We start from the raw sequence: 24,249 nt of genomic DNA, 5'->3' as shown, positions 1-24,249 counted from the left end.
CACTCATGCGGCTCTCATCCCGGGCTTAACCCGCCTTCACGCCACGTACCTAGCTTTCGCGCCATGTTCTTCACCTACCTCCGGCGCGAGCTGCGCCGCCGCAGAAAAGCGGCGCTCGTCGTCGCCTCGGGGCTCGCCCTCGGGATTGCGCTGGTCATCGTGGTCAGTTCGGTGTCCTCCGGGATGAACCGCGCTCAGGACAAGGTCCTTGAGTCGCTCTACGGCCTCGGCACCGACATGACCGTCACCAAGGCCGCCGCGCCGCCCGGCGAGGGCGACACCACGCGGCGGCCCCGCTTCGAGTTCGACGCCCAGGACAGCGACGACGACTCCGAGCAGAGCCAGGACATCGTCATGGTCGAGGGGTTCGAGACGCTGGCCTCGACGACCGTCGCGCAGGTCGGCAAGCAGGACGGCGTCGCGGACGCGGTCGGCGGGCTGAGTGTGCGCGTGATGAAGGTCAACGGGGAGTTCAAGCGCGGCGAGATCGAGCCCGGGCAGCAGCCCGAGCAGAGCGGACCCGGTTCCGGGAACGGCGGAGGCAGCGGCGGTGGCGATACGGTCCGCGGTGGCGGGGCCGCCTTCGACGTCGACTCCTACACCGTGTACGGAACGGACGTCGCCCATCAGGGACTTGGCCCGCTGACCTCCTCGAAGATCACCTCCGGTCGGACCTTCAAGGCGACCGAGACCGCCGCCAAGGTCGCCGTCGTCGACAGCGCGTACGCCAAGGAGCAGAGCCTTGCCGTCGGCAAGAAGCTCACCGTCTCCGGGACCGCCTTCGAGATCGTCGGCATCGCGACGGCCGACAGCGGGGACGCCGCCGCCAATGTCTATCTGCCGCTCGGCCAGGCGCAGACCCTCGCCGACGCGAAGGACAAGGTGACGACGGTCTATGTCCAGGCGGCCGACTCGCAGCGGATCGACGCGGTGAAGGCGGCGATCCAGAAGAACATCTCCGGTACGACGGTGACCACTTCGGCCGATCTCGCGGACACGGTCTCCGGGTCGCTGTCCACCGCGTCCGACCTCGCCAAGGGCGTCGGCAAGTGGCTCTCGTACGTCGTGCTCGCGGCGGCCTTCCTGGTCGCCGGGCTGCTCACGTCGGCCGCGGTCAGCCGGCGCGTGCGGGAGTTCGGCACGCTCAAGGCGCTCGGGTGGCGCAGTGGCCGGGTCACCCGGCAGGTCGCCGGTGAGGCGCTGGTCAACGGGCTTGTCGGCGGGGCGCTCGGGATCGGGATCGGGCTGGCAGGCGCGTGGATCATCACCGCGTTCAGCCCGACGCTCACCGCTCAGCTGGGCGGCGGAACGGGAGGCGGCGGCGGTCCGCGGATGATCGCCGGCGGCCAGGGCGGGCCCGTACGGCAGAGCGCGTCCAAGGCCCTGGACATCGCGCTCACCGCACCGGTCTCGCTCGCGACCATCGGCCTGGCCGTGGCGCTCGCGGTGGCGGGCGGGCTCGTCGCGGGCGGTTTCGGCGGCTGGCGCGCCTCGCGGCTGCGGCCGGCCGATGCGCTGCGCCGTGTCGAGTAGCCCGAACCCTCTTACACAGAAAAGGAGTTGAGCGATGTACGAACTCAGCGGCGTCACCAAGCGCTATCGGCGCGGCAAGGACACCGTCCAGGCCCTGGACGGCGTGGATCTGACCATCGAGGACGGCGGGCGGCTGGTCATCCAGGGGCCGACGGGCGGCGGCAAGTCCACCCTGCTGCAGATGCTCGGCGGCCTGGACCGGCCCACGGAAGGCAGCGTCGTACTGGACGGTGTCGATCTCGCGACGCTGCCGGAGGCGCGGCTCACGCGGGTACGCGCGGAGAAGATCGGCTTCGTGTTCCAGAGCTTCAACCTCATCCCGACGCTCACGGCGCAGGAGAACGTCGAGACCGCGCTCGTACCGCTCGGCCTGAGGGCGGCCGAACGGCGCGAGCGGGCCGGGGAGGCGCTGGCGTCGGTGGATCTCTGGGAGCGGCGCGGACATGTGCCCGGGGAGCTGTCGGGCGGTCAGCAGCAGCGGGTGGCCATCGCGCGGGCGCTGGTCAAGCGCCCGGCGGTGCTGCTGGCCGACGAACCCACCGGCAATCTCGACGAGTCGATGCGCGACGAGATCATGGAGCTGCTGGAGGGGCTGTGGGAGGAGCACTCGCTGACGTTTGTGATGGTCACGCACGACTCGGCGATCGCGCGGCGGGCGCCGAGGCTGGCGGTCATCAAGAAGGGCCGGGTGACGGTGAAGGAACAGACGGCGGGAGCGGCTTAGCCGTTGCCGGGGCTTCGCCCCGGACCCCGCGCCTCGGGTGCCGGACGGGCCCCCTGCGCCCCGGGCGTGGGGGGCTTGGCTCGGTGGCCGGCTCAGTTCGCGGGAGCTGACTGGAGCGCCGCGCGCAGATGGCCCCCGCTCTCCTGCAGCAGCCGCGCCGCTGTCGGGCCGTCCACCCCGCCGAGGATCGTCAGGATCGCGTTCTTCACCTCGCCGTCGGTGGCCGCGAGCGCCGCCTCGATCTCGCCGTCCGTCGCGCCCGTCGCCAGCGCGACGATCCTCCGCGAGCGCGCCCGCAGCTTCTCGTTGGACGCGCGCACGTCCACCATCAGATTCCCGTACGTCTTGCCGAGCCGGATCATCGTGATCGTCGAGATCATGTTGAGGACGAGCTTCTGTGCCGTACCGGCCTTCAACCGCGTTGACCCGGTGAGCAGTTCGGGCCCGACGACGACCTCGATGCCGTGGTCCGCCGCCGCGGCGAGCGCACTGTCCGCGTTGTTCGACAGCCCGACGGTGAGCGCGCCGAACGAGCGGGCGTGCTCCACCGCGCCGATGGCGTACGGCGTACGGCCCGACGCCGAGATGCCCACCACCGTGTCGTCCTCGGTCAGCTTCAGCGCGTCGAGGTCGGCGGCGGCCAGTTCCTTGCTGTCCTCCGCGCCTTCGACCGCCTTGACCATGGCGGTCGGGCCGCCCGCGATCAGGCCCACGACCTCGGACGGGTCGGTGTTGAAGGTCGGCGGGCACTCGCTGGCGTCCAGCACGCCGAGCCGGCCGGCCGTGCCCGCACCCGCGTAGATCAGCCGGCCGCCGCGGGACATCCGCTCGGCGGCGGCGTCGATGGCGGCGGCGATGGCGGGCAGTTGCGCGGCGACGGCGCCGGGGACGCTCTGGTCCTCGGCGTTCATGATGCGGGCGATCTCGAGGGTGGACTGCTGGTCGATGTCGGCGAGTTCCGGCCGGAAGGCCTCGGTGGTGAGGACGTCAAGCTGAGCGCGGAGCTCACCGTATGTGGCGGAAGGCGAGGACGCGGACGACGCGGACGCGGACGACGCGGACGACGTGGAGGTCATGGAGAGCGGCTCTGCTTTCTCGGTCCGTGGGGGGTTGTTGGGGCGGTTATCGGCTGCGCGGGCTGTGCCGGTGCGCCAATGCCTCGTACGAAGCGGCCAGGGCAGGGGCGGCCGTCTCGTACGTACGCTGCGCGACTCCTATGAACAGGCAGTCGACGACGAGGAGCTGGCTCGTGCGGGAGGACATCGCGGCCGGGCGCAGCTCGCTCTCCCGCGCCGTCGATGTGGTCAGCACATGGTCCGCGTACTGCGACACCGGCCCGTCCGGCCGGCCCGTGATCGCCACCGTCGTCGCACCGCGGTCGAACGCGACCCGCAGCGGCTCGATCACGTCGCCCGTGGATCCGGAGTGCGTGATCGCGATGGCGACGTCGCCGGATCGCAGCTGCACGGCGTTGGTGACGGCGAGATGCGGGTCGCTGTGCGCATGCGCGATCAGGCCGATGCGCAGCAGCTTCTGCGCGAGGTCCATGCCGACGAGCGAGGACGCGCCGACGCCGTAGATGTCGATACGGCGGGCGGTCGCGGCGGCGGCCACGGCCGCGCCCAGCTGCACGGTGTCGAGTCCCGCGGCCGTGTCGGCGAGCGTCTGCTGCTCGTCGTACGCGAGCTTGGTGACGACATCGGCGATCGGGTCGTCGACGGCGATGTCCGCGGTGACGCTGGGCGCGCGGCCGGACTGCTGATGGGCGGCGAGGCCCGCGAGCGCGAGACGCAGGTCGCGGTAGCCGGGATAGCCGAGCAGCCGGGCGGTACGGACCACGGTGGCCTCGCTGGTGCCGGTGAGCTCGGCGAGGCCGGTGACCGTGAGGGCCGCACAGCCGGCCGGGTCCTCGGCGACGGCTTCGGCGACTCGCTGCATGGAGCGGGTCATGGACGGCGTGAGCGTGCGCACCTTGGCCGCGAGGGCGGCCGGGGCGGGCGGAGCGGCGCCGCTGAAAATTTCCTTCACTGGATTGGTCACTCCTGAAAGATATTTTCGACAATTGGGACCGTCAACCCCCCTCCGGCCCCTTCCGTCCGTTCCCCGGAGGGGACAATGGCTTCATGGACCACGCCAACCCCATCGAGCAGGCACTGCACACGGCGCGCGCCCTGGTCATCGCCGACCTCGCCGCCCGCGATGTGGCCGACGCCGACGTGGTGTCGCTGGTCGAGGCGGCCGTGACGCACCGCCGCTGGTGGGTGGAGCAGTGGCCGGAGGGCACCGAGTACGTCGCCGGCCTGGTCGCCCAGGACGTACAGGACGCCCTGCTGGAGCGCTACGGCCGCTGGCCGCTCTGCCCGGTCTGCGACGCGGGAGACCCGCACGCCCTGGACGTCGAACCGGAGCTCGGCCCGGACCCGCACTGGGTCTGCGGCAAGGCCGGCGTGGTGGTGGCGAGGGTCGGCGGCCTCGCATGACGGTGTACATCGACCCGCCGACGTGGCCGGGCCACGGCCGGATGTGGTCGCACCTGATCAGCGATGTGTCGTACGAGGAACTCCACGCGTTCGCGGCGTCGATCGGCTGCCCGGCGCGGGCCTTCGAACGGGACCACTACGACGTCCCCGCGGCGCGCTACCGGGACGCGGTGGCGGCGGGGGCGGTGGAGGTGTCGAGCCGGGAGGTGGTCAGGCTGCTGACCGGGGCGGGGCTCCGGAGGCCGAAGGGTCGCGCGCTGTAGTTCAGACCCTGGCCTCCAGCGCGGCGGATTCCGATCCGGTCACCACCCGCGACCTCCCGTGCAGCCGCAGGGAGACCGCGACCAGCCCCAGCGCGAGAACCGACATCGCCGCACCGGCCCAGGCCGTCGACGCGAAACCGAAGTCCGCGTCGATGACCGTGCCGCCGAGCCAGGGCCCGCCGGTGTTGCCGATGTTGAACGCGGCGGTCGTGGTCGCGCCGGCCAGGGTCGGCGCGACGCCGGCGACATTGAACATCCGGGCGTTGAGGGCCGGCGCGGTGTAGAACGCCGAGAAGCCGAGCAGGAAGGTCAGCGCGATGGTGACGGCGGCCCCGTCGGCGAATATCGCGAGCGCGGCCAGCAGGACGGTGGAGGCGCTGATGCCGCTGAGCAGCACTCCGAAGAGATGCGCGTCGGCGACCCGTCCGCCCACCGCCGTACCGGCCAGCGCCCCGAGCCCGAAGAGCCCGAGCACACTCGGCACCCAGCCGTCGTCGAGCCCGGCCACATCGGTGAGCAGCGGCGCCAGATACGAGAACGCACAGAAGATCCCGCCGGCCGCGAGCGCGGTGACGGCGACGGAGAGCCAGACCTGCCGGTCGCGGTAGATCGCCAGCTCGCGCCTGAGCTGCGGTTTCTCGGTGGGCACCGGGATGTGCGGAATTCTGGTCACCACGCCGACCAGCGCGATCGCCGACGCGATCCCGACGGCCCAGAACGCTGACCGCCACCCGAGGTGCTCTCCCAGGAACGCGCCCGCGGGCACGCCGAGGACATTGGCGATCGACAGCCCGCCGATCATCACGGCCATGGCCCGGGCCCGCGCACCGAACGGCACCATGGCGATGGCGACGGCGGCCCCCACGGCCCAGAACCCGGCGCAGGCGAGAGCACTGACAACACGGGAGGCGAAGAGAATCTCGTACGTGGGCGCCAGCGCGCCCGCGACCTGTCCGAGCCCGAAGAGCGAGATCAGCGCGACGAGGGTGGTCTTGCGGGGCAGCCGGAGCGTGGCGACGGCGAGGAGCGGGGCGCCGACGACCATGCCGATGGCGAAGGCGGAGATGAGCAGCCCGGCGCGGGGGATGGACACGCCCATGTCGTCGGCGATGGGCGGCAGGAGGCCGGAGAGCATGAATTCGCTGGTGCCGAGCGCGAAGACCGAGAGACCGAGAATGTACACGGCGAGTGGCATGCGGGAACGTCGCTCGGCGGATTCAGGCATGACATGCGTAACGATCCGGTTTGCTGGTTACATTCCCGGACCCGGCCGGCCGTTCAGTCCGAGGACGTCAGCCGCCGCAGTTCCCCGGTGAGGTTGTGCCGGGCCGCCGGCTCCCATTCCCGCTCTCCGTGCGGCGTGTGGAACAGCCGTGGCAGGTCGAGCAGTTGGCGCAGGATCGCCGCGCGGCCCTCGCGGAACGCGGCGTCCGGGACGAAGGCGTACTCCTCGCGGACCGCCGCCGTGTAGGCCGCGTACCGACCCGGGGACGAGGCCAGGATGGCCAGGTCCGCGTCGCACAGGACCGCGCCGTTCGTGTCGGAGGCCGCCGGATCGTGGGTGGTCGTCAGGCGGACCAGGCGGGCGACCTCGGCCGTGGACGCGGTGGTGAGGCCCGCTTCGGGCAGTGCCCGTTCGGCGAGGCGGGCCGAGCGGTCCTCGTTCTCCGAGCGGTCCGGGTGGTAGACCGCGTCGTGGAACCAGGCCGCGAGGCGGACGAGGTCCGGGTCGGCGGCGTGGGCGGCGAGGGTATCGATGTGGTCGAGGACCGCGGTCAGGTGGGCGGTGGTGTGGTACCGGCGCTGCGGTTCGGCCCAGCGGGCGAGGAGGTTCTCGGCGTACGGCAGCGGGTCCGGGTCCGGTGCGCCCGCACGGGCGGCGAGCAGGGTGTGCGTCCAGCGGGTGCGGAGATCCGCGGATTCGGCGGTCATGGTGCGACCTTAGTGCTCGCGGCCGGCGTGCCCTTGGGCCGTACAACCATGTGATCAACCGGTGGGTCTTCTCTGTGTCAGGGCCGGGCGGTCCGCCGCCGGGCCGGGGGGTTGAGCAGAGGAGACCCATGCGAACGCAGCGACACTCCGGGCGCTTCCGGCGGCGGTTCGCCGTCGTGGCGGCCGTGGCGACGGCGCTTGCAGCGAGCGGCGGACTCGCGCACGGCGCGCCGACGGCGGAACCGCACCTGCCCGAGATCACGCTCGAGACGCCGGACGTCGCCGCCGGAGGCTCGGTCACCCACACCATCAAGGTGAGCGTGTCCGAGAAGGGCCGGGTCGAGCTGCACATGGAGCCGGCCGAGGGCTTCCGCTGGTGGCACCTCCAGTCGGAGGCCGTCGACCTGCACAGAGGCCCGGTCACCGGCCCGAACGCCACATGCCGCGAGGAACCGTGGCCGAACGGGGAACTCCTGGCGGTCTGCGACGTCGTCCCGGGCGAGACCACCCTCACGTACACCGTGGCCGCCACCGCGGACATGGAGGCGTGGACGATCGCGGCGCGCGCCTCGTTCCAGGCACCGGGCGACCCTGTGAAGTACAAGGAGCTGAGCGAGTTCTCGGTGCTCAGCGACGACCCGGTGGAGATGTCGTACCGCGTCTTCGGCCGGGACACGGCCGCCCGGCTCTGGTCGCACGAGACCTACCCGGTGGAGGTTCCGGGGCTGCAGAAAGGCTGGCGCCGGGACCACGGCTCGGGCTGGAACGCCTTTGACGCGCTGACCAAGCTGTCCCCGATCAGCATCGTCAACCGGGGCGGTGGCATCGTCGCCCGGGAGCCTTCGGGCCTCCTGTGGTACTACCCGGTCTCCGGCCTGAAGTACTCACCCACGTTGAAGCCGCGCGTGCGGGTGGGCACCGGCTGGAGCATCTACAACTCGGTGCGCGGCACCGGCGACGTCACCCGCGACACTCACGCGGACCTCATCGCCCGTGACAAGGCCGGCGTGCTGTGGCTCTACAAGGGCACGGGCGTCGAGTCGAGGCCGTTCGCGGCGCGCACCAAGGTCGGCTCGGGCTGGAACGTCTACAACGCGATGACCGGCGGCGTCGACGTCACCAGGGACGGCATCGCGGACCTGTACGCCCGTGACACGTCCGGCGTGCTCTGGCTCTACAAGGGCACCGGCAACGCGGCCGCGCCGTACGCCGCCCGCATCAAGGTGGCCACCGGCTGGAACGCGTACACCGCGATCATCGCGCCGGGCGACGGCTCGGACATCGGCAAGGGCGCGCTGCTGGTGCGCGACAAGGCCGGCGCGCTGTGGTGGTTCCGGGGCACCGGCGTCGCGTCGAGCCCGCTGGCACCGCGTTCGTTCGCCGCGGACACGTACCCGTACACGGCCTGGATGTAGTCCGCCTGCCGTGCGGCATCGCGGCTGGCCGGCCGTGCGGGTGTCGCGTTGCCGCACGGTGCGGTTGGCTGTCCGGCATGGACATCGAACGCGATCCGGAGCTCCCCGGCCGTCTGCTGCGCGTCGAGCGGGATGCGCTGATCCCGCTGCTGCGTGCTCGTCCCGAAGCGGACTTCGCCATCCGCACGTGCTGCCCCGGCTGGACCGTGCGCCATGTGCTCGCGCACTGCGGCTCGGCGCTGATGCGGGTGGTGGAGTCGCGGTTCGAGGTCGGAGTGTTCAGCCCCGAGTCGAACGACCGGGACATCGCCGAGCGCACCGGCTGGTCCAACGCGCGCGTCGTCGACGAGCTGGAGCGCGGGATGACCGAGGCCGGCCCGGTCATCGCGGCCGCCGAGCACGGGATGCTCGACGGCATCGCGCTCGGGGAGTGGGTGCATGGCGGCGACGTACTGGACGCCTTCGGGGAGCCGGGGGCGTATGCGGGCGAGGGGCTGCCGCTCGCGCTCGAACTGCTGGCTCACCTCACCCGGGCCCGTAGGACCGTGCCGCTGCGGGCCCTGCTCGACGACCGGGACGAACCCCTCGTGCTCGGCGCGGACAGCCCCGACCACGCTGTCTACGCGGGGCCCGCCGCCACGCTGATCAGGCTGATCGCGGCCCGGCCGCTGACCGGGACGCGGTACGAGCTCACCGGGGCGTGGGAGAACGAGCTCACGTTCTTCGACTGAAGTGGCGATACCGGGCGATAACCGGGCGATAATGGCGTCAAGAGCATGCGTGCCATCCCGGCGTGCGGAGGCAGACACCATGATCGGATTCATGATCGGCCTGGGATTCATCCTCATAGTCCTGCTGGCCGGGGCCATGTGGTGGGACAACCAGCGACGCGAGCAGGAGATCCCGCCGAAGCCCGAGGAGCAGCCGACCCCGCCCGACCACCCTCACGAGCACATCGAGGAGGTCCGGGCGTCGGACGACGACGACTTCCCGCACGACGGTGAGCGGCTTCTTCCCTACAACCTCAAGACCCACTCCACGCACAGCACCGGCAAGGGCCGCGAGGCCCGGGCGCAGCACGGTGAGAACAGCGGCGGCGGGTTCGGGAGCGGCCGGCTCGGCGGCTGAGGTCCCCGGCTGAGGTCCCTTCTGTACGGCTAGGTGGCGTTACGGCTCCGGCCGGTCACGGTCATGCCCGCGTATCCCCCGGGTATCCGGCTGCTTTCGTGGTACATCCGCATTACCCTGGCATTGGACTAGACCTGTACTGGACCTGTACCGGAGGAATGGGGTCACATGAGCAACCGTGCAGTCCTGGAGGTGATCGCTCTGGACGCGGAGGACGCGGTCGCGGCGCAGTCCGGAGGGGCGGACCGGCTGGAACTGGTCACCGACATGGCGGCGGACGGGCTGACTCCGTCCCGGAAGACCTTCGGCCGGATCCGCGCGGCCGTGGACATCCCGCTGCGCGTGATGCTGCGGCTGGCCGACGGATTCGAGGCCGGGTCGCCTGCGGATGTGGACGCGCTGGTGCGGGCGGCGGTGGACCTGCGGGCCGAGGGAGCCTCGGAATTCGTCCTCGGTTTCCTCGACGAGGCGGGCAATCCGGACCTGGTCACGGTCGAACGGCTGGTGGCGGAGCTCGACGACTGCCGCTGGACCTTCCACCGCGCGATCGACCGCGCCGCGGACCGCGACGCGTTGCGCAAGCAGCTCGCGGACCTGCCGGGCCTGGACACCTACCTGACCGCGGGCTCGGCCGACGGCGTCGACGACGGCCTTCCGACGCTGCTCGCGGAGGCGGCCCGACGGGGTGAGCCGGGCTACGAGCCGCAGATCCTGGTGGGCGGAGGCCTGCGCCTGGAGCATGTGCCCGTGCTGCGCGCGGGAGGCGTGAACGCGTTCCACATCGGGGGCGCGGCGAGGCCGGAAGGCTGGGGAGCGGCTGTGTCGCCGGAGGCGGTACGGGAGTGGCGGGCCGCGCTGGACGGGTAGGCCGCGCCCGCGCGGGCACCGGGCGGCCCGCGCAGGCACCCGGCGCCCGCGGGCGCTCGCACCGCACCCGTGCTCAGCCCAGTTGCTCCGGCAGCGGGTTCACCCACAGCACCTTCAGGCCCGAGACGGCTCGCGTCAGGCAGACGTACAGGCGGCGCAGGCCCGTGCGTTCGTCGGGTTCGGCGGACATGATGGACGACGGGTCGTCGAGGACCACGTAGTCGTACTCAAGGCCCTTCGCCAAGGACGCCGGGACCAGTGTCAGGCGGGAGTCCTGCGTCGTCTCCTCGCCCGGGGAGAGATGCGGCAGGCCCGCCGACGCGAGCGCCGCGGACAGCACGGGGACACGGGCATCCGCCGCGATCAGGCCGATCGAGCCCTCGTGGCGCAGGGACTCCACACACGCCGCCACCACCGAGGCGTCGCCCTCCGACCGGTGGATTTCCAGCGAGCCCGCGGACTCCCGGACCGAGCGGACCTCCGTCAGGCCCGGTGACATGTGCGGAAGCAGCCGGGACGCGTACGCGATCACCTCGCGCGGGACGCGGAAGCCCGCCGTCAGTTCCTCGACCGCCGCGTCCGGCTTGCCGAGATGCGCCAGGGCCTCGGCCCAACTGGCCGTGGCCCACGGCGTGGTGCCCTGCGCCAGGTCGCCGAGGACCGTCGCCGAACCCGTCGTACAGCGCCGGCCCACCGCGCGGTACTGCATCGGCGACAGGTCCTGCGCCTCGTCCAGCACCACATGGCCCAGCGACGGCGTCCGCGCCACCAGGTCCGTCGCCTCGTCGATCAACACCGCGTCCGCCGGCGACCACTTAGCCGCCCGGACGCCGCGCGGCGGCTTCTGCCACAGGATCTTCTTCTGGTCGTCGGGCGGCAGCAGCCCCTCCGCGTGCTCCGCGAGGAAGTCCGCGTCGGACAGCAGCCGGTGCACCAGCTTCGCCGGATCCACCGGCGGCCATGCCGACTTCACCGCCGCCTTCACCGCGGGATTGCGCGCCACCGCGTCCTGCACCCGGTCGTCCGGCGCCTCGCCCGCCTGCTCCATGCGGACGAGCACCGCGTGCGCGATGCGCTGCGGAAGCGCCTCACGGGCGGCCCCGTACCGGATGTCCCGGCCGAGCAACTCCCGCACGATCTCCTCGAGTTCGTACGCCGGGATCCGCCACCGCCGCGAGCCGCGCACGACCATCACCGGCTCGGCCGGGATCGTGACATGCGAGCGGACGGCCCGCCGCAGCACCTCCGCCATCCTCGCGTCGCCCTTGACGACCGCGGCCGCCGCCTCGTCGGTGGCGCGCACCTCGACATGGGAGACCAGCTCGTCGACCGTCGACTGCCTGACCTCCAACTCGCCGAGCGCGGGCAGCACTTGCTCGATGTAGTGGAGGAAGGACCGGTTCGGCCCGATGACCAGCGTGCCGGTACGCGCCAGCCGGTCACGGTGCGCGTACAGCAGATACGCCACCCGGTGCAGGCCGACCGCCGTCTTGCCGGTGCCCGGACCGCCCTGCACGCAGACCGTGCCGCCGAGCCCGGACCGTACGATCTCGTCCTGCTCCGGCTGGATCGTCGCGACGATGTCCCGCATCGGGCCCACACGCGGCCGTTCGATCTCGGCCTGGAGGAGTCTGCTGGTGCGCTCCGTCTCCGACGGGTCGGTCAGATGCTCGTCCTCGTACGCCGTGAGGTCGCCGCCGGTGTAGCCGAAGCGCCGCCGCAGGCCGACGTCCTGCGGGTCCTTCCGCGACGCCCGGTAGAACGGCTGAGAGACCGGCGCACGCCAGTCGATGACCATCGGGTCGCCGTCGGAGTCGTGGACATGGCGGCGGCCGATGTAGAAGCGGTGACCCTCCTGCACGCCGTCGTGCATCGTGTGCAGATAGTCGAGGCGGCCGAAGAAGAGCGGGGTGTGGGTCAGATCGGCGAGCGCCTTGATGCGGTCGTCGATCTGCGCCTCGAGCACCGCGGCGTTGACCCAGTTCGCGGTGACATCGCTGATGTCGAGGGCCTCGACGTCCTCGCGCATCGCGCGCAGCGCGGCACGCGAGTCGGACAGATGCGCGCGTTCTCGCGCGAGTGGATCGGAGTCCTGGCGTTCGGGGTCGGTCACAGGGGCATGCGCGGACACGGGTTGCCTCCGACTACGGCAAGAGGAAGGGCAGACAGAAGGGCAGACGGTGACCGGCCGGTTTCCGTCCGGTCGGCGGCGCTCCTCGGCGGGAGGCGGGCAAGCGGAGGAGTCTAATCAGCGCCATCGGCCGGTGCGACCGAATTTCTCCGGGGAGGAGACGCCGGTAGGACGCGGCGGGTCCTCCCCGTAGGGGATGCCGTATGCCTCGAGTCGTACGTCCGCGTCCCCGGAGTTCGGTCCATGGATCGATGTGTTACGCGGGCCCGGAGACCACCATGGAGACATGAGCACAGCAGCCTTCACTCCCACAGCCCATGTCCCCCACCCCCGGCAGGGCGCCACCGCGAGCGGCGCCGCCCCGCACCACTCTCCGCACCGCGTCGGCAACGCACTGCGCGCGGTCAAGGTCTTCGCCGAAGCGATCTTCAGCGTCGCCGTCCTCGGTGAGTACGCGGAGGAGGCAGGCGTCCGACGCCGAAGTCCGGTGGCTCAGCCCTAGGGCCCGTCGTCTGGATCAGGCCCTAGCCGAGCAGTTCGTCGGCGTCGACGATCCGGTAGGCGTACCCCTGCTCCGCCAGGAACCGCTGCCGGTGCGCCGCGAAGTCCTGATCGATCGTGTCGCGTGCGACCACCGAGTAGAAGTGCGCCTGGTGACCGTCCGCCTTCGGCCTCAGAACACGGCCGAGGCGCTGCGCCTCCTCCTGCCGCGACCCGAAGGTGCCGGAGACCTGGATGGCAACGGTCGCCTCCGGCAGGTCGATGGAGAAGTTCGCCACCTTCGACACGACCAGCACGCTGATCTCACCCTGCCGGAACGCCTCGAAAAGCTTCTCGCGCTGCGCGTTGGACGTCTCGCCCTTGATGACCGGCGCGTCCAGATGCTCGCCGAGTTCGTCGAGCTGGTCGATGTACTGGCCGATGACCAGGGTCTGCTGGCCCGCGAACTTCCGTACCAGCGCCTCCGTCACCTTCCGCTTGGTCTCCGTCGTCGCGCAGTAGCGGTACTTCTCCTCGGTCTCCGCCGTCGCGTACGCCAGCCGCTCGGCGTCCGTGAGATTGACCCGGACCTCGACACAGTCCGCCGGGGCGATATAGCCCTGCGCCTCGATCTCCTTCCACGGAGCGTCGAAACGCTTGGGCCCGATGAGCGAGAAGACGTCCGACTCGCGTCCGTCCTCGCGTACGAGCGTGGCCGTGAGGCCGAGCCGCCGCCGCGCCTGCAGATCGGCCGTGAACTTGAAGACCGGCGCGGGCAGCAGATGCACCTCGTCGTAGACGATCAGACCCCAGTCGCGTGAGTCGAAGAGCTCGAGGTGCCGATAGATTCCCTTCCGCTTGGTCGTCAGCACCTGGTAGGTGGCGATGGTGACCGGGCGGATCTCCTTGCGCGTGCCGCTGTACTCGCCGATCTCGTCCTCGGTCAGCGAGGTCCGCTTCACCAGCTCGTGCTTCCACTGACGGGCGGAGACGGTGTTGGTGACCAGGATCAGCGTGGTGGCCTTCGCCTGCGCCATCGCGCCCGCGCCGACCAGCGTCTTCCCGGCGCCGCAGGGGAGCACGACGACTCCGGACCCGCCGTGCCAGAAGCCCTCGACGGCCTGCTTCTGGTACGGCCGCAGGCCCCAGCCGGTCTCGTCGAGCTCGATACGGTGCGCCTCGCCGTCCACATAACCGGCCTGGTCCTCGGCGGGCCAGCCCAGCTTCAGCAGCGTCTGCTTGATCTGCCCGCGCTCGGACGGATGCACGACGACGGTGTCCGCGTCGATCCGCGTGCCGACCAGCGGCTGCACCTTCTTCGACCGCAGGATCTCCTCCAGCACCGGCCGGTCGGTGCTGGTCAGCACGAGCCCGTGGGTCGGGTGCTTGCTCAGCGTGAGCCGGCCGTAGCGGGCCATCGTCTCGGCGACGTCGACGAGGAGCGCATGCGGCACGGGATACCGCGAGAACTCCACGAGCGCGTCCACGACCTGCTCGGCGTCGTGCCCGGCGGCCCGGGCGTTCCACAGGCCGAGCGGGGTGACCCGGTAGGTGTGGATGTGCTCAGGGGCGCGCTCCAGCTCGGCGAAGGGCGCGATGGCACGACGGCAGGCGTCGGCCAGCTCGTGGTCGACTTCGAGGAGGAGAGTCTTGTCGCTCTGAACGATGAGGGGTCCGTTCACGCCTGCGCCCTTTCGGTAAGCCAAACCTCCAGTGTGCCGTACTGAGTACTCGTACTCGAGTGGATGAGTAGGCGCACAGTGCCTGCGAGCGGCGCGGAGCGGTTGGCTGGGGTCATGGGAATCCAGCCGAATCCGTACGCACAGCCGCCCGCGGAGGCCCTTGCCACCTACCCGGCGTACGCTCCGGCGCCGGTCCGCGACGACTGGTGGTGGGTGCCGCCGGCGCTCTTCACGCCGTTGGTACTGCTGTGCGCGTACCTCGACTTCCGGGCGCTGCCCCTGGGATTTGCCTTCGGCTACCTGGTGCCGGTGGCGATGGTCGTGGCCGCCTGGCTGACGGCGCGGACAGTGCGGCGTCGTCCGCTGAGCCTCGTGCTGGGGGCGCTGGCGTGCGTCTTCGCCTTCCTCTACGCGAAGCTGCTGTTCGCGGCTGTGATGCTGGTGTTCTTTGTGGCGCTTCTCACCGGGAACGTGCAGGCCTAGGGCCTGCCGGCCGGATCAGGCAGGGTCGTCCGCGAGTTCCGCGACGCCCGTGATCCGGTGCAGAGGGTACGTGCGGACCTCGTCCGCCGTGTGGTCGTACGCCGTGACGAAGCCGCCCTCCACGCGGACCGGGGCGATCACGCGCTGGCTCGCCGCGCCCTCCGCGTTGACGTAGCCGATCCAGATCGCCGCGCCCGTCATCGCCGCGGCCTGGACGGTGGCGAGGGTCTCGGCGGAGGTGCTGCGGGGCAGTTCGCCGTTGCGCGCCGCCGTGTCGAGGCCCGGTTTGCGGACGACCGTGGCCGCGAGGTCGCCCGCGCGGATCGCCTTCACCGCGGCGCCGAGCAGCGTGGCGTCCGGCGTCGGCGGGCCGTCCGGGACCGGGACCGGGGCGGTGCGCGGGGGAGTGCGGCGGGCGTGGGCCCGGGTGATCAGTACGTCGCCCTCCGCGGACTCGGCGGCCGGCGCGTAGCCCATGGTCCGCAGCCCGTCGAGCAGCGTGGCCGGGTCGGCCTGCGCGGCCAGCACGGTCGGTGCGAGGCGGCGCAGCCGCAGGCCCTGCGATCTCTTGTCCGCGAGGATCTCGTCGAGCAGCGCGTCGTCGTCGCAGCGGACGTACGCGGACGCGGCGCCGATGCGCAGATGGCCGTGGCGGCGGGCCACATCGTCGATCAGATAGCTCAGCGGCTGCGGCACGGGCGTACGGGAGTGCGTGGCCAGGAAGGTGTGCAGGTCGGACGCGGCCCGCCCGGCGTCCAGTGCGCGGCGCACGGAGCCGGGCGTGAAGCGGTAGACGGTCGCGCCGCCCTTGGACTCGACGTCGGCGAGCACGGCGAGCGTCTCGGCCAGCGGCCGTTCCAGGGGGCCCGGTGCCACGGCGGTGAGGTCGGCCTGGAGGAGGACATGGTCGAGGGGCTGGGGGAGGAGGGGCGCGAGGATGCCGGCGGCGGTGGCGGCCCGGGCGTCGAGCGGTTCGGGGCTCAGCAGCGCACGCGCATGCGTCGACAGGGCTCCGCGGCCCGTGATGCCCAGGGCTTCCGCCTCCGACAGCGTCCACGCGGCGATGCGGGAGCGCAGGTCCAGCGGTCCTTCCGCCACGTTGCGGGCCGCGTTCGAGTCCGGGTTCGAGCCCGAGGCCCGCAGCGGGCGTTCCCAGCGCAGGCGCGCCAGGACCGTCTCCGGGTCCGGGGCCGTGCCCGCCGGAAGGGTGGCGAGCAGGTCGAGGACCCGGCGGCGTACCTCCAGGGCCGCCGACCGGTCCAGGTCGGGGCCGAGCGCGGCAAGGGCCCGGCCCTTGCCGTCCTGTGTGCCGACCAGGCCCGGTGTGCGGGTCGCGGTGAGCCAGGCCGTGCCGAGCAGCGCCCACTGCTCGGCCGGGGGCCAGGTGAGCCACTCGTCGTACGCGGGCGTCGGCGCGTAGCGCTCGTCCGCCTCCCCGTCCGACGCCAACAGGCCCGCGCCATAAGCAAGTTCGAGCCAGAACGCGGCCATCGGCTCGCTCGCGTCCAGCGCGACCGCGGTCCGCTTGAGGTCGCGAACCGAAAGTCCGCCGGACCGCAGCACCGCGGGCCCGCCCTCGTGCCAGTCCTGGAGCAGGTCCTCGACGGTCTGCAGCGCGGTGTACGCCTGGCCGGCCGCCGTGCTGTCCACAACCTGTGGACGGCCGGTGGCCGACGCCGTTGCCGCGGGTCTGACCTCCGGCGGCTCCGGCTCCGGCACACGGTGTGCCCGCCCCGCCCGCAGATGCAGCGCCGCCTCCCGCGGCAGCACGACCGTGCGCGGCGACGCGGGCAGCAGCAGCCCGCGGTCGCGCAGCCACTGCACCGGCGGCGTCGGATTCGCCGTCACCTCTCCGTACGGCGGGCCCCAGACCAGCCGGTCCAGCACCGTCAGCGCCTCCATGGGGGCCGTGTCGAGCAGCGCCGCCATCCGCGTACGGTCGGTGAAGAGCGAGGTCAGCGCCGCGACGGCGGAGACCGGGTCATGGGTCGTCGGCAGTCCGGCCGTTGCCAGAATGTCCTGGATCCGGCCCGGCGACATGCCCGAGGTCGACTCGGCGACGGTCGGACCGAGACCGGTGGGCGAGGGCCGGGTGGGCGACGGCGCGAGGAGCTCGCGCGCGGTGCGCACCAGCCGCAGCTTGTCGTTTCCGCCCCAGATCAGCGCCTGTGTGCGCAGCGCGCCGACCGCGCGCGGCAGGGCGGCCTCGATCGCCGTGTCACCCTCGTCGCCGGTGAGCAGCGCGAGCAGCGTCGCGTACGGGGCGTGGTCGGGGGCCACGGCCAGCGCCTCGGCGGTCTGCAGAGTGAACCGGTCGAGGCGTTCCAGTGCCCGTACGACCGAGGCACGCGTACCGGCACGGGTGGCCAGCTGCGTCAGATCGTTGGGCACGGGGCTCAGCAGATCGGGGCGGGCACGCAGCAGCGCGGCCAGCTCCTCGTCGTCGCGGTTACGCAGGGCCTCGGCCAGCGTGCGCGGACTGCTTCCTTCGGGCATGGTCCCCATCCGCCCCACGGTAGACCCTGGAACGCTACCGTCGGGGACAGGGCGGGCCCGGGAAGACAGGGCGGCCCGGCAGGGAACGGCAGGGGAACGCCTGTGGGGATCGAGAGCGACCAGCTCGTCTACGACTATCTGAGCAAGGTCGGCGACCTGGCCCAGCAGCAACAGCTGCCGTCCGGGACGCGGATGCAGCTGGTGTCGGCGCTGCGGAACGAGATCGACCGGCAGCGCGCGAAAGCGAGCGCCGACAGCCCGGCCGCGGTGCGCCGGATCCTCGGACGGCTCGGCACACCGGACGAGATCGTGGCTTCGGCCGGCGGCGCGTCGGCGCCGCAAACTCCCGTGCGGGAGCCTGCGGAGCCCTCGACGGGCAAGACCGCACTGCCCGGTCAGCGCGTACGCCGCCGGATTCCGCGCCCGCGCAGATCCGCTCCCGATCAGGCCGGCGCGCCGTCCGCCTCCGCGGGCGCCTCGCCGCCGCACCTGGCCGGGATGGACGAGCTGGGCGCGTCCGGCGCCCAGCCGGACTGGTGGCGGGTCGAGCCGAAGCCGTTCGGGGCGGGCGAGAGTGTGGCGGGGTTCGTGGGCGGGGTGGAGATCCCGGAAATACTGAAACCGCCGCCGGTGAAGAAGGACGTCGAGGACGAGGAAGAGGACCCGTACGAGGAGGAGTACGAGGACGAGGACGCGGAGGAAGAGGCCGCCGGGCCGCGCCGGTGGCTGCCGCGGGCAGGCTTCGGCAACCCGTTCCTGCTGCTCGCCGCGGCGCTGCTGATCGCGGGCGCGGTACTCGGCTCCTGGATCGCGCTCGGCGGCGGCTGGCTGCTGGCGTACGCCTCGCGCAGGCTCTCCCGTACCGAGGCGAAGTGGGTGGTGGCCGGTCTGCCGGGACTGGTGGTCACGGGCGGCGTGGTCTGGCTCTGGGGCCGGATCAACGGCCGCTGGGGCGAACCGATTCCGGAGGACGGCATGCGGGACGTGCTGGCGGGGACCTGGCCGTGGGTGGTGAAAGGAGCGGCGGTGGCGTCGGCGCTGTATCTGCTGTGGCGGGCGCGCCGACGCTGAACGCCCTTCCTACTCGGCCACGTTGGTGCGCAGCTCGTCGAGGATCTTGTTCGCCGCGGTGTAGCCGATGCCCTGGATCCACAGCTCGTCGTCGACGGCGAACACCTTGCCCGTCTTCACCGCGGGCAGGTTCTTCCACAGCCCGCTGCCGAGCGTCTGCGTCTGCTTCGCCTTCTTCGGATCTCCGTACGTGGAGTGGAAGATGACGTCCGCGTCCGCGAGGTCGATCTTCTCCGGGCTCACGTCGTACGAGAACCCGTCCTTGGCCTTGTCGGTGATGGCGGGACGGCCCAGGCCGACGTCGGCGAGGATCGTGGCGATGTAGTTCTGCCTGCCGTAGATCCGGATGTCCGCGCCCTCGACGAAGCGCACCACATTGACCGTGGTGGCCGCCGCCGCGGCGGTGCCGCCGATCGACTCGGTGACCTGCTTCGCGTGCGCGTCGTAGGCCGCGACGGTCTGCCGCGCCTCGGCCTTCTTGCCGAGGGCGTCGGCGTGGACCTGGAAGTTCTCCTTCCAGGGGTGGCCGGTGGTCTCCGTCATCACCGTCGGCGCGATCTGCTTCAGCTGCGCGTACTTGTCGCCGTGGCGGATCTTGCTGGTCAGGATCAGATCCGGCTTCAGCGCGGCGATGGCCTCCAGGTTCGGCGTCATCATCTCGCCGACGTCCTTGATGCCCGCGACCCGGTCCTTCGGCAGATAGCTCAGGAAGCCCGATTCGACGTCGGCGTGCGTGGAGCCGACCGGCTTCACGCCGAGGGTGATCGCGGAGTCCAGCTCGGCGGTGTCGAGCACGACGACCCGCTTCGGAGCGTCGGGCACCTGGACGTCGCCCATGGCCGTCTTCACGGTGTGCGTGCCGCCTTTGCCGGGCGAGGAGGCGTCGGAGTCCGACGATCCGCACGCGGAGAGAGCAACGGCGGCCGCCACGACGAGAGTTCCGGCGACGAGGCCGCGGCGGCGGGGGTTTCCGGTCATGGGCAGCTGCCTTTCGGTGGAAGGGGCGGGTGGAGGCGGTCGGCGGTCAGTGCTGCCTGCTGTCGTCCGGCTTCGCCGGCGCGGGGACGACAGTGCCGCTGCCCGGCCGGTCGGCGGCGGCGTCCTGCACCCCGGCATGGACCCGCGGGTTTCCGGCGGCGTCGGCCGCCCACGGCGCGCCCGGCACCACCAGCGGTGAGCCCGTCACCGGGTCCGGGATGACCGTCGACTCCAGGCCGAAGACCTCCCGTACGAGCGCTGCCGTGACGATCTCCGCCGGGTGGCCCTCCGCGACGATCCGGCCGGACTTCATGGCGACGAGATGGTCCGCGTACCGCGCCGCCTGGTTGAGGTCGTGGAGTACGGCCACGACCGTCCGGCCGCGCTCGTGGTTGAGCCGGCGCACCAGGTCGAGGACCTCCACCTGGTGCGCGATGTCGAGATACGTCGTCGGCTCGTCCAGCAGCAGCAGATCCGTCTCCTGCGCCAGAGCCATCGCGATCCACACGCGCTGCCGCTGCCCGCCGGACAGTTCGTCCACCGGCCGGCCGGCGAGCGACGTGACATCCGTACGCGTCATCGCGTCCGTGACGGCCCGCTCGTCCTCGTCCGACCACTGCTTCCACCACGCCTGGTGCGGCTGGCGGCCGCGCGCGACCAGGTCGGCGACGGTGATCGCCTCGGGCGCGGCCGGGGACTGCGGCAGCAGGCCGATCGACTGCGCGATCTTCTTCGTCGGGATGCGGGAGAGCTCCGTACCGTCGAGGACGACCGCGCCGCCCTTCGGCTTCAGCAGGCGGCCGAGGGCCCGAAGGGTGGTCGACTTGCCGCAGGCGTTCGGGCCGACGATCACCGTGACGCGACCGTCCGGGACCGCCAGGTCGAGTTCGTGGACGACCGTGCGGTCCTCGTAGGCGAGCGTCAGCTCGCGGGCCGTCAGCCTGGTCACGACTTTCCCCTCACGACTTTCCTCCAGCGGTACGGCTCCGGACGATGAGCCAGATCAGATACGGGGCGCCGACGGCGGCCGTCAGCACACCCACCGGCAGTTCGGTGGGCGCGAGCAGCTTTCGCGCGAGGAGATCGGCGAAGACCACGATGACCGCGCCCATCAGTGCCGAGCAGAGCAGCGGGATCTGGGCCGTACGCGTCATCCGGCGGGCGATCTGCGGCGCCAGCAGCGCCACGAAGTCCACGGGTCCCGCGGCGCCGGTCGCGATGGAGGCGAGGACGACGCCGAGGAGGACGAGCCCCAGCCGTACCCGGCCCAGGCGTACGCCGAGCGCGGTCGCGGTGTCGTCGTCCATGGTCACGGTGCGCTGCGCGCGGGCCGCCCACAGGACGGCGGGCACGAGCACGAGCAACGTCCAGCCGAGAGGCGCGGCCTCGTCCCAGCCGCGGCCGTTGAGGGAGCCGGTCATCCAGATCTGGGCCTGCTGGGCGACGAGATAGTCGCCCTTGGTCATGAAGAGCGTGGTGACCGAGCGCAGCGCGATGGCGAAGCCGATGCCGATGAGGACGAAGCGGGTCGCGTGCAGTCCGCCGCGCCAGGCGAACACGTACACGAGGGCGGCGGCGAGGATGCCGCCGGCGACGGAGAGGTACGGCAGGACCGTGTACGAGGTGACGCCGAAGGTCAGCGCACCGACGGTGACCGCGCTCGCGCCCTGGCTGATGCCGATGATGTCGGGACTGGCGAGCGGATTGCGGGCCACGGTCTGGATGAGCGCGCCGGCGACGCCGAAGGCGATGCCGACGAGGAGACCGACCACCATGCGCGGCAGGCGGAGGGTCCCGACCACCAGCTCGTGCGCGGACGGCTGTCCGAGGAGCACGTCGAGCACTTCGCCGGGCGGTACGAAGCTTTCGCCGACGGAGAGGTACGCGACGCAGATCGTGGCGAGGGCGACGGTGAGTCCGATCGCGACGAGGGCGGCGCGGCGGTGCAGGAGATACGAGCCTCGCCCGGCTCGCACCACGGCGTAACCCGCGGGGCGGACGGTGGTGGTCATGCGGGCACCGCCCTTCGCCTCACCAGCGTCACCAGGAACGGGACCCCGATCAGTGCCGTCATCACGCCCGCCGGGATCTCGCTCGGCGGGAACACCACCCGGCCGATCACGTCCGAGACCAGCAGCATCACCGGGCCGATGAGGGCCGCCATCGGCAGGACCCAGCGGTGGTCCGTGCCGACGATCGCACGGGCGATGTGGGGGACGGCGAGGCCGACGAAGGCGATGGGGCCCGCGGCCGCGACGCCCACGCCCGTGAGGACCGTCGCGCCGACGCCGCCCACGATCCGTACGGTCGCGACCCGCTGGCCGAGGCCCTTCGCCATGTCGTCGCCGAGCGCCAGCGCGTCAAGGCCGCGCGCGACCGACAGCACCAGCACCACACCCACGAGCAGGAACGGCCAGACCTGTGCGACGACTTCCGCGTCCCGCCCTGCCACCGACCCCACCTGCCAGAAGCGGAACTCGTCCAGCGCCGCCGCCTTGGTCGTCAGGACCGCCATGGTCACGGACACCAGCAGCGCGTTGATCGCCGCGCCGCCGAGCGCGAGTTTCACCGGCGTCGCGCCGCCGCGTCCCGACGCGGCGATGGCGTACACCGCGACGGATGCGATCGCCGCGCCCGCGAAGGCAAACCAGACGTAGCCGGTCAGCGTGTGGATCCCGGCGAAGGCGATGGCGAGAACGACGCCCACCGAGGCGCCCTGGCTGATGCCGAGGATCCCGGGATCGGCGATCGGGTTGCGCGTGATGCCTTGCAGGACCGTGCCCGCGAGAGCGAGAGCCGCGCCGACCATGAGACCGATCAGCGTGCGCGGCACGCGCAACTGCCGTACGACATCGGCGTCGGCGTTCCCGCCGCCGTGCAGCAGCGCGTCGAACACCGCGGAGGGTGCGATCGCGCGCGCCCCGACCGCGAGACTCAGCAGGACCGCGAACAGCAGGGCCACGACGGCAGCCGTCGTCCAGCCGATGCGGCGGACCGCGAACGCGCGTCTGGCTGACATGAAGACCAATCAACGGGGCAAGAGGCGAAAAGCTCGGTAATGCCTGGTAAGGCTTGGCTAAGTCTAAGCAGCGGACAGAGCGCCGGGTCGCGGACCCCGATCGGCACAATGGCCTCATGGCACCGCACCCGGCCCCCCGCGCCACCCTCACCGTCGGCTTCGACCTCGACATGACCCTCATCGACTCCCGCCCCGGCATCCACGCCGCCTACCTCGCGCTCGCCGCCGAGACCGGCGTGTGGATCGACGCCGATCTCGCGATCACCCGGCTCGGCCCGCCGCTGGAGCAGGAGTTGGCGCACTGGTTCCCGGACGAGGACATCCAGGCGATGGGCGACCGGTACCGCGAGATCTATCCGGATTACGCGATTGAGCCGACCCTCGCGATGCCCGGCGCCGACGAGGCCGTGTCCGCGGTTCAGGAATTCGGTGGCCGGGCGATCGTCGTCACCGCGAAGCACGAGCCGAACGCCAAGCGCCATCTCGCGCATCTCGGCATCGAGCCGGACGCGGTCATCGGCTGGCTGTGGGCGGAGGCAAAGGCGGAGGCGCTGCGCGAGTACGGTGCGAGCGTGTACGTCGGCGACCACATCGGGGACGTACGGGGCGCGCTCATCGCCGGCGCGATCTCGGTCGCCGTGCCGACCGGCCCCTGCACCGCCGATGAGCTGCGCGAAGCCGGTGCGGATGTGGTCATCGACGATCTGACCGCGTTCCCGGCCTGGTTGCGTGACTACAGGGCCGATCTGGCCGCGCGCCGCTGAGCCGCGATCGAGCGCAGCACACCGGCCGCCGCGATCAGGAAGCCGACGCCCATCAGCATGCAGACCGCGTACGCGATCGGCGGGAAGGGCTCGGTGCCCAGGAACAGCGGGGCCACCGTGACCAGTGTGGCCACAGCGCCGACGATGAAGACGATCGCGCCGATGCGGACCAGCCCGTCACCGGGGGCGGGAGGAGTAGCAGTCATCCGGCCAGGGTAGTTCCCTGCGCGTAGGAACCGTTCGGCGACGTCTTGTCACCAGCCCCTGGACCATTAGCCTTGGGGGTGGCGGGTCAGGCGACCCGCTGTAGTGCTATCCAGAGCCGTTTTTTCGGCGCTCAGCTTCCGGTGCCCCAGCGCCCCAACGAGTACGAGGACGAGGACAGACGTGCCTACCGGCAAGGTCAAGTGGTTCAACAGCGAGAAGGGCTTCGGCTTTCTCTCCCGCGACGACGGCGGCGACGTCTTCGTTCACTCGTCAGTGCTGCCCGACGGGGTCGACGTGCTCAAGCCGGGCCAGCGCGTGGAGTTCGGCGTAGTCGCCGGCCAGCGAGGTGACCAAGCGCTTTCCGTGACGGTACTGGACCCGACCCCGTCCGTGGCGGCGGCGCAGCGGCGCAAGCCGGACGAGCTGGCGTCGATCGTGCAGGACCTGACGACCCTCCTGGAGAACATCACGCCGATGCTGGAGCGCGGCCGCTACCCGGACAAGGTGCACGGGGCGAAGATCGCGGGCCTGCTGCGGGCGGTGGCGGACCAGCTGGATGTGTAGCCCCAGGGCGGTAGGCCCCAGGGCCTGATCCG

Annotated in this window: 25 protein-coding genes; 13 read left to right on the top strand and 12 right to left on the bottom strand. The window is 71.7% G+C overall.

Features of this window, described 5'->3' with window-relative positions:
- The first annotated feature begins 63 nt into the window (after positions 1–63).
- Positions 64–1,533 carry an ABC transporter permease gene (locus ACH4YL_RS31615; RefSeq protein WP_398510906.1) on the top strand — a complete coding sequence of 490 codons (1,470 nt, stop codon included), beginning with the start codon at positions 64–66 and terminating at the stop codon, positions 1,531–1,533.
- A 34-nt stretch (positions 1,534–1,567) separates the two neighbouring features.
- Complete coding sequence (locus tag ACH4YL_RS31610; protein WP_398510905.1) at positions 1,568–2,257, top strand: ABC transporter ATP-binding protein; 690 nt, start codon at positions 1,568–1,570, stop codon at positions 2,255–2,257.
- Between the two features lie 92 nt (positions 2,258–2,349).
- On the opposite strand, the gene murQ is transcribed toward ACH4YL_RS31610, so the two are convergent.
- Positions 2,350–3,333: an N-acetylmuramic acid 6-phosphate etherase gene (gene murQ / locus ACH4YL_RS31605; RefSeq protein WP_398510904.1), complete on the bottom strand. Its 984-nt coding sequence runs from the start codon at positions 3,331–3,333 to the stop codon at positions 2,350–2,352.
- Positions 3,334–3,379: 46 nt separating this feature from the next.
- Entirely contained in the window at positions 3,380–4,297 is a 918-nt protein-coding gene (locus ACH4YL_RS31600) for a MurR/RpiR family transcriptional regulator (protein WP_398510903.1), read from the bottom strand.
- Positions 4,298–4,380: 83 nt separating this feature from the next.
- On the opposite strand from ACH4YL_RS31600, the gene ACH4YL_RS31595 reads away from it, so the two are divergent.
- Entirely contained in the window at positions 4,381–4,737 is a 357-nt protein-coding gene (locus ACH4YL_RS31595; protein ID WP_398510902.1) for a hypothetical protein, read from the top strand.
- Positions 4,734–5,000, top strand: coding sequence for a DUF4031 domain-containing protein (locus ACH4YL_RS31590; RefSeq protein ID WP_398510901.1), 267 nt, complete (start codon positions 4,734–4,736; stop codon positions 4,998–5,000). Before ACH4YL_RS31595 ends, ACH4YL_RS31590 begins: the two co-directional genes overlap by 4 nt.
- Position 5,001: 1 nt before the next feature.
- Here the strand turns inward: ACH4YL_RS31590 and ACH4YL_RS31585 are convergent, their stop codons facing one another.
- Complete coding sequence (locus ACH4YL_RS31585) at positions 5,002–6,195, bottom strand: Cmx/CmrA family chloramphenicol efflux MFS transporter (RefSeq protein WP_398510900.1); 1,194 nt, start codon at positions 6,193–6,195, stop codon at positions 5,002–5,004.
- Between the two features lie 83 nt (positions 6,196–6,278).
- Entirely contained in the window at positions 6,279–6,932 is a 654-nt protein-coding gene (locus tag ACH4YL_RS31580) for a hypothetical protein (protein WP_398510899.1), read from the bottom strand.
- 128 nt (positions 6,933–7,060) lie between these two features.
- On the opposite strand from ACH4YL_RS31580, the gene ACH4YL_RS31575 reads away from it, so the two are divergent.
- From ACH4YL_RS31575 to ACH4YL_RS31560, 4 genes are all read left to right on the top strand, one after another.
- Positions 7,061–8,347 (top strand): hypothetical protein, encoded by a 1,287-nt coding sequence (locus tag ACH4YL_RS31575; RefSeq protein WP_398510898.1) that lies wholly within the window; start codon positions 7,061–7,063, stop codon positions 8,345–8,347.
- 77 nt (positions 8,348–8,424) lie between these two features.
- Entirely contained in the window at positions 8,425–9,078 is a 654-nt protein-coding gene (locus ACH4YL_RS31570; RefSeq protein WP_398510897.1) for a maleylpyruvate isomerase family mycothiol-dependent enzyme, read from the top strand.
- Positions 9,079–9,157: 79 nt separating this feature from the next.
- Positions 9,158–9,475 carry a DUF6479 family protein gene (locus ACH4YL_RS31565; RefSeq protein WP_398510896.1) on the top strand — a complete coding sequence of 106 codons (318 nt, stop codon included), beginning with the start codon at positions 9,158–9,160 and terminating at the stop codon, positions 9,473–9,475.
- A 168-nt stretch (positions 9,476–9,643) separates the two neighbouring features.
- Positions 9,644–10,342: a copper homeostasis protein CutC gene (locus ACH4YL_RS31560; protein ID WP_398510895.1), complete on the top strand. Its 699-nt coding sequence runs from the start codon at positions 9,644–9,646 to the stop codon at positions 10,340–10,342.
- A gap of 73 nt (positions 10,343–10,415) precedes the next feature.
- Here ACH4YL_RS31560 and ACH4YL_RS31555 read toward each other — a convergent pair whose 3' ends face one another.
- Positions 10,416–12,473, bottom strand: coding sequence for a HelD family protein (locus ACH4YL_RS31555; protein ID WP_398510894.1), 2,058 nt, complete (start codon positions 12,471–12,473; stop codon positions 10,416–10,418).
- Between the two features lie 286 nt (positions 12,474–12,759).
- On the opposite strand from ACH4YL_RS31555, the gene ACH4YL_RS31550 reads away from it, so the two are divergent.
- Complete coding sequence (locus ACH4YL_RS31550) at positions 12,760–12,975, top strand: hypothetical protein (RefSeq protein ID WP_398510893.1); 216 nt, start codon at positions 12,760–12,762, stop codon at positions 12,973–12,975.
- Between the two features lie 22 nt (positions 12,976–12,997).
- Here ACH4YL_RS31550 and ACH4YL_RS31545 read toward each other — a convergent pair whose 3' ends face one another.
- Positions 12,998–14,635 (bottom strand): DNA repair helicase XPB, encoded by a 1,638-nt coding sequence (locus tag ACH4YL_RS31545; protein WP_398510892.1) that lies wholly within the window; start codon positions 14,633–14,635, stop codon positions 12,998–13,000.
- 114 nt (positions 14,636–14,749) lie between these two features.
- On the opposite strand from ACH4YL_RS31545, the gene ACH4YL_RS31540 reads away from it, so the two are divergent.
- Positions 14,750–15,118, top strand: a complete 369-nt coding sequence (locus tag ACH4YL_RS31540) for a hypothetical protein (RefSeq protein WP_398510891.1) — start codon at positions 14,750–14,752, stop codon at positions 15,116–15,118.
- 15 nt (positions 15,119–15,133) lie between these two features.
- On the opposite strand, the gene ACH4YL_RS31535 is transcribed toward ACH4YL_RS31540, so the two are convergent.
- Complete coding sequence (locus tag ACH4YL_RS31535) at positions 15,134–17,614, bottom strand: helicase-associated domain-containing protein (protein ID WP_398510945.1); 2,481 nt, start codon at positions 17,612–17,614, stop codon at positions 15,134–15,136.
- Between the two features lie 102 nt (positions 17,615–17,716).
- On the opposite strand from ACH4YL_RS31535, the gene ACH4YL_RS31530 reads away from it, so the two are divergent.
- Entirely contained in the window at positions 17,717–18,685 is a 969-nt protein-coding gene (locus tag ACH4YL_RS31530) for a hypothetical protein (protein ID WP_398510890.1), read from the top strand.
- 9 nt (positions 18,686–18,694) lie between these two features.
- On the opposite strand, the gene ACH4YL_RS31525 is transcribed toward ACH4YL_RS31530, so the two are convergent.
- The 4 genes from ACH4YL_RS31525 to ACH4YL_RS31510 are packed head-to-tail and all read right to left on the bottom strand — an operon-like array spanning position 18,695 to position 22,682.
- Positions 18,695–19,663 carry an ABC transporter substrate-binding protein gene (locus ACH4YL_RS31525; RefSeq protein ID WP_398510889.1) on the bottom strand — a complete coding sequence of 323 codons (969 nt, stop codon included), beginning with the start codon at positions 19,661–19,663 and terminating at the stop codon, positions 18,695–18,697.
- Between the two features lie 46 nt (positions 19,664–19,709).
- Positions 19,710–20,612, bottom strand: coding sequence for an ABC transporter ATP-binding protein (locus tag ACH4YL_RS31520; RefSeq protein WP_398510888.1), 903 nt, complete (start codon positions 20,610–20,612; stop codon positions 19,710–19,712).
- Between the two features lie 10 nt (positions 20,613–20,622).
- Positions 20,623–21,675, bottom strand: coding sequence for a FecCD family ABC transporter permease (locus tag ACH4YL_RS31515; RefSeq protein WP_398510887.1), 1,053 nt, complete (start codon positions 21,673–21,675; stop codon positions 20,623–20,625).
- Complete coding sequence (locus tag ACH4YL_RS31510) at positions 21,672–22,682, bottom strand: FecCD family ABC transporter permease (protein WP_398510886.1); 1,011 nt, start codon at positions 22,680–22,682, stop codon at positions 21,672–21,674. Before ACH4YL_RS31510 ends, ACH4YL_RS31515 begins: the two co-directional genes overlap by 4 nt.
- Before the next feature lie 116 nt (positions 22,683–22,798).
- Here ACH4YL_RS31510 and ACH4YL_RS31505 point away from each other — a divergent pair, with 116 nt between their 5' ends.
- Positions 22,799–23,446, top strand: coding sequence for an HAD family hydrolase (locus ACH4YL_RS31505; RefSeq protein ID WP_398510885.1), 648 nt, complete (start codon positions 22,799–22,801; stop codon positions 23,444–23,446).
- Here the strand turns inward: ACH4YL_RS31505 and ACH4YL_RS31500 are convergent.
- The gene (locus tag ACH4YL_RS31500) at positions 23,416–23,652 is read right to left on the bottom strand and encodes a hypothetical protein (RefSeq protein ID WP_398510884.1); all 237 of its coding nucleotides are present in this window, start codon (positions 23,650–23,652) and stop codon (positions 23,416–23,418) included. The genes ACH4YL_RS31505 and ACH4YL_RS31500 overlap by 31 nt on opposite strands.
- A gap of 181 nt (positions 23,653–23,833) precedes the next feature.
- On the opposite strand from ACH4YL_RS31500, the gene ACH4YL_RS31495 reads away from it, so the two are divergent.
- Entirely contained in the window at positions 23,834–24,217 is a 384-nt protein-coding gene (locus tag ACH4YL_RS31495) for a cold-shock protein (RefSeq protein ID WP_398510883.1), read from the top strand.
- Positions 24,218–24,249: the final 32 nt, after the last annotated feature.

The organism is Streptomyces sp. NPDC020681 (assembly GCF_044334895.1).
Lineage (GTDB): Bacteria > Actinomycetota > Actinomycetes > Streptomycetales > Streptomycetaceae > Streptomyces.
Note: the sequence above shows the minus strand (reverse complement) of the source record. Positions and strands in the feature narration are given on the sequence as shown.

Coding starts and splice junctions, on each gene's coding strand:
- ACH4YL_RS31540 (WP_398510891.1), top strand. CDS start 14,750: ATGGGAATCCAGCCGAATCCGTACGCACAGCCGCCCGCGGAGGCCCTT.
- ACH4YL_RS31590 (WP_398510901.1), top strand. CDS start 4,734: ATGACGGTGTACATCGACCCGCCGACGTGGCCGGGCCACGGCCGGATG.
- ACH4YL_RS31515 (WP_398510887.1), bottom strand. CDS start 21,675: ATGACCACCACCGTCCGCCCCGCGGGTTACGCCGTGGTGCGAGCCGGG.
- ACH4YL_RS31535 (WP_398510945.1), bottom strand. CDS start 17,614: ATGCCCGAAGGAAGCAGTCCGCGCACGCTGGCCGAGGCCCTGCGTAAC.
- ACH4YL_RS31580 (WP_398510899.1), bottom strand. CDS start 6,932: ATGACCGCCGAATCCGCGGATCTCCGCACCCGCTGGACGCACACCCTG.
- ACH4YL_RS31615 (WP_398510906.1), top strand. CDS start 64: ATGTTCTTCACCTACCTCCGGCGCGAGCTGCGCCGCCGCAGAAAAGCG.
- ACH4YL_RS31575 (WP_398510898.1), top strand. CDS start 7,061: ATGCGAACGCAGCGACACTCCGGGCGCTTCCGGCGGCGGTTCGCCGTC.
- ACH4YL_RS31565 (WP_398510896.1), top strand. CDS start 9,158: ATGATCGGATTCATGATCGGCCTGGGATTCATCCTCATAGTCCTGCTG.
- ACH4YL_RS31525 (WP_398510889.1), bottom strand. CDS start 19,663: ATGACCGGAAACCCCCGCCGCCGCGGCCTCGTCGCCGGAACTCTCGTC.
- ACH4YL_RS31610 (WP_398510905.1), top strand. CDS start 1,568: ATGTACGAACTCAGCGGCGTCACCAAGCGCTATCGGCGCGGCAAGGAC.
- murQ (WP_398510904.1), bottom strand. CDS start 3,333: ATGACCTCCACGTCGTCCGCGTCGTCCGCGTCCGCGTCGTCCGCGTCC.
- ACH4YL_RS31570 (WP_398510897.1), top strand. CDS start 8,425: ATGGACATCGAACGCGATCCGGAGCTCCCCGGCCGTCTGCTGCGCGTC.
- ACH4YL_RS31510 (WP_398510886.1), bottom strand. CDS start 22,682: ATGTCAGCCAGACGCGCGTTCGCGGTCCGCCGCATCGGCTGGACGACG.
- ACH4YL_RS31550 (WP_398510893.1), top strand. CDS start 12,760: ATGAGCACAGCAGCCTTCACTCCCACAGCCCATGTCCCCCACCCCCGG.
- ACH4YL_RS31585 (WP_398510900.1), bottom strand. CDS start 6,195: ATGCCACTCGCCGTGTACATTCTCGGTCTCTCGGTCTTCGCGCTCGGC.
- ACH4YL_RS31595 (WP_398510902.1), top strand. CDS start 4,381: ATGGACCACGCCAACCCCATCGAGCAGGCACTGCACACGGCGCGCGCC.
- ACH4YL_RS31560 (WP_398510895.1), top strand. CDS start 9,644: ATGAGCAACCGTGCAGTCCTGGAGGTGATCGCTCTGGACGCGGAGGAC.
- ACH4YL_RS31505 (WP_398510885.1), top strand. CDS start 22,799: ATGGCACCGCACCCGGCCCCCCGCGCCACCCTCACCGTCGGCTTCGAC.
- ACH4YL_RS31500 (WP_398510884.1), bottom strand. CDS start 23,652: ATGACTGCTACTCCTCCCGCCCCCGGTGACGGGCTGGTCCGCATCGGC.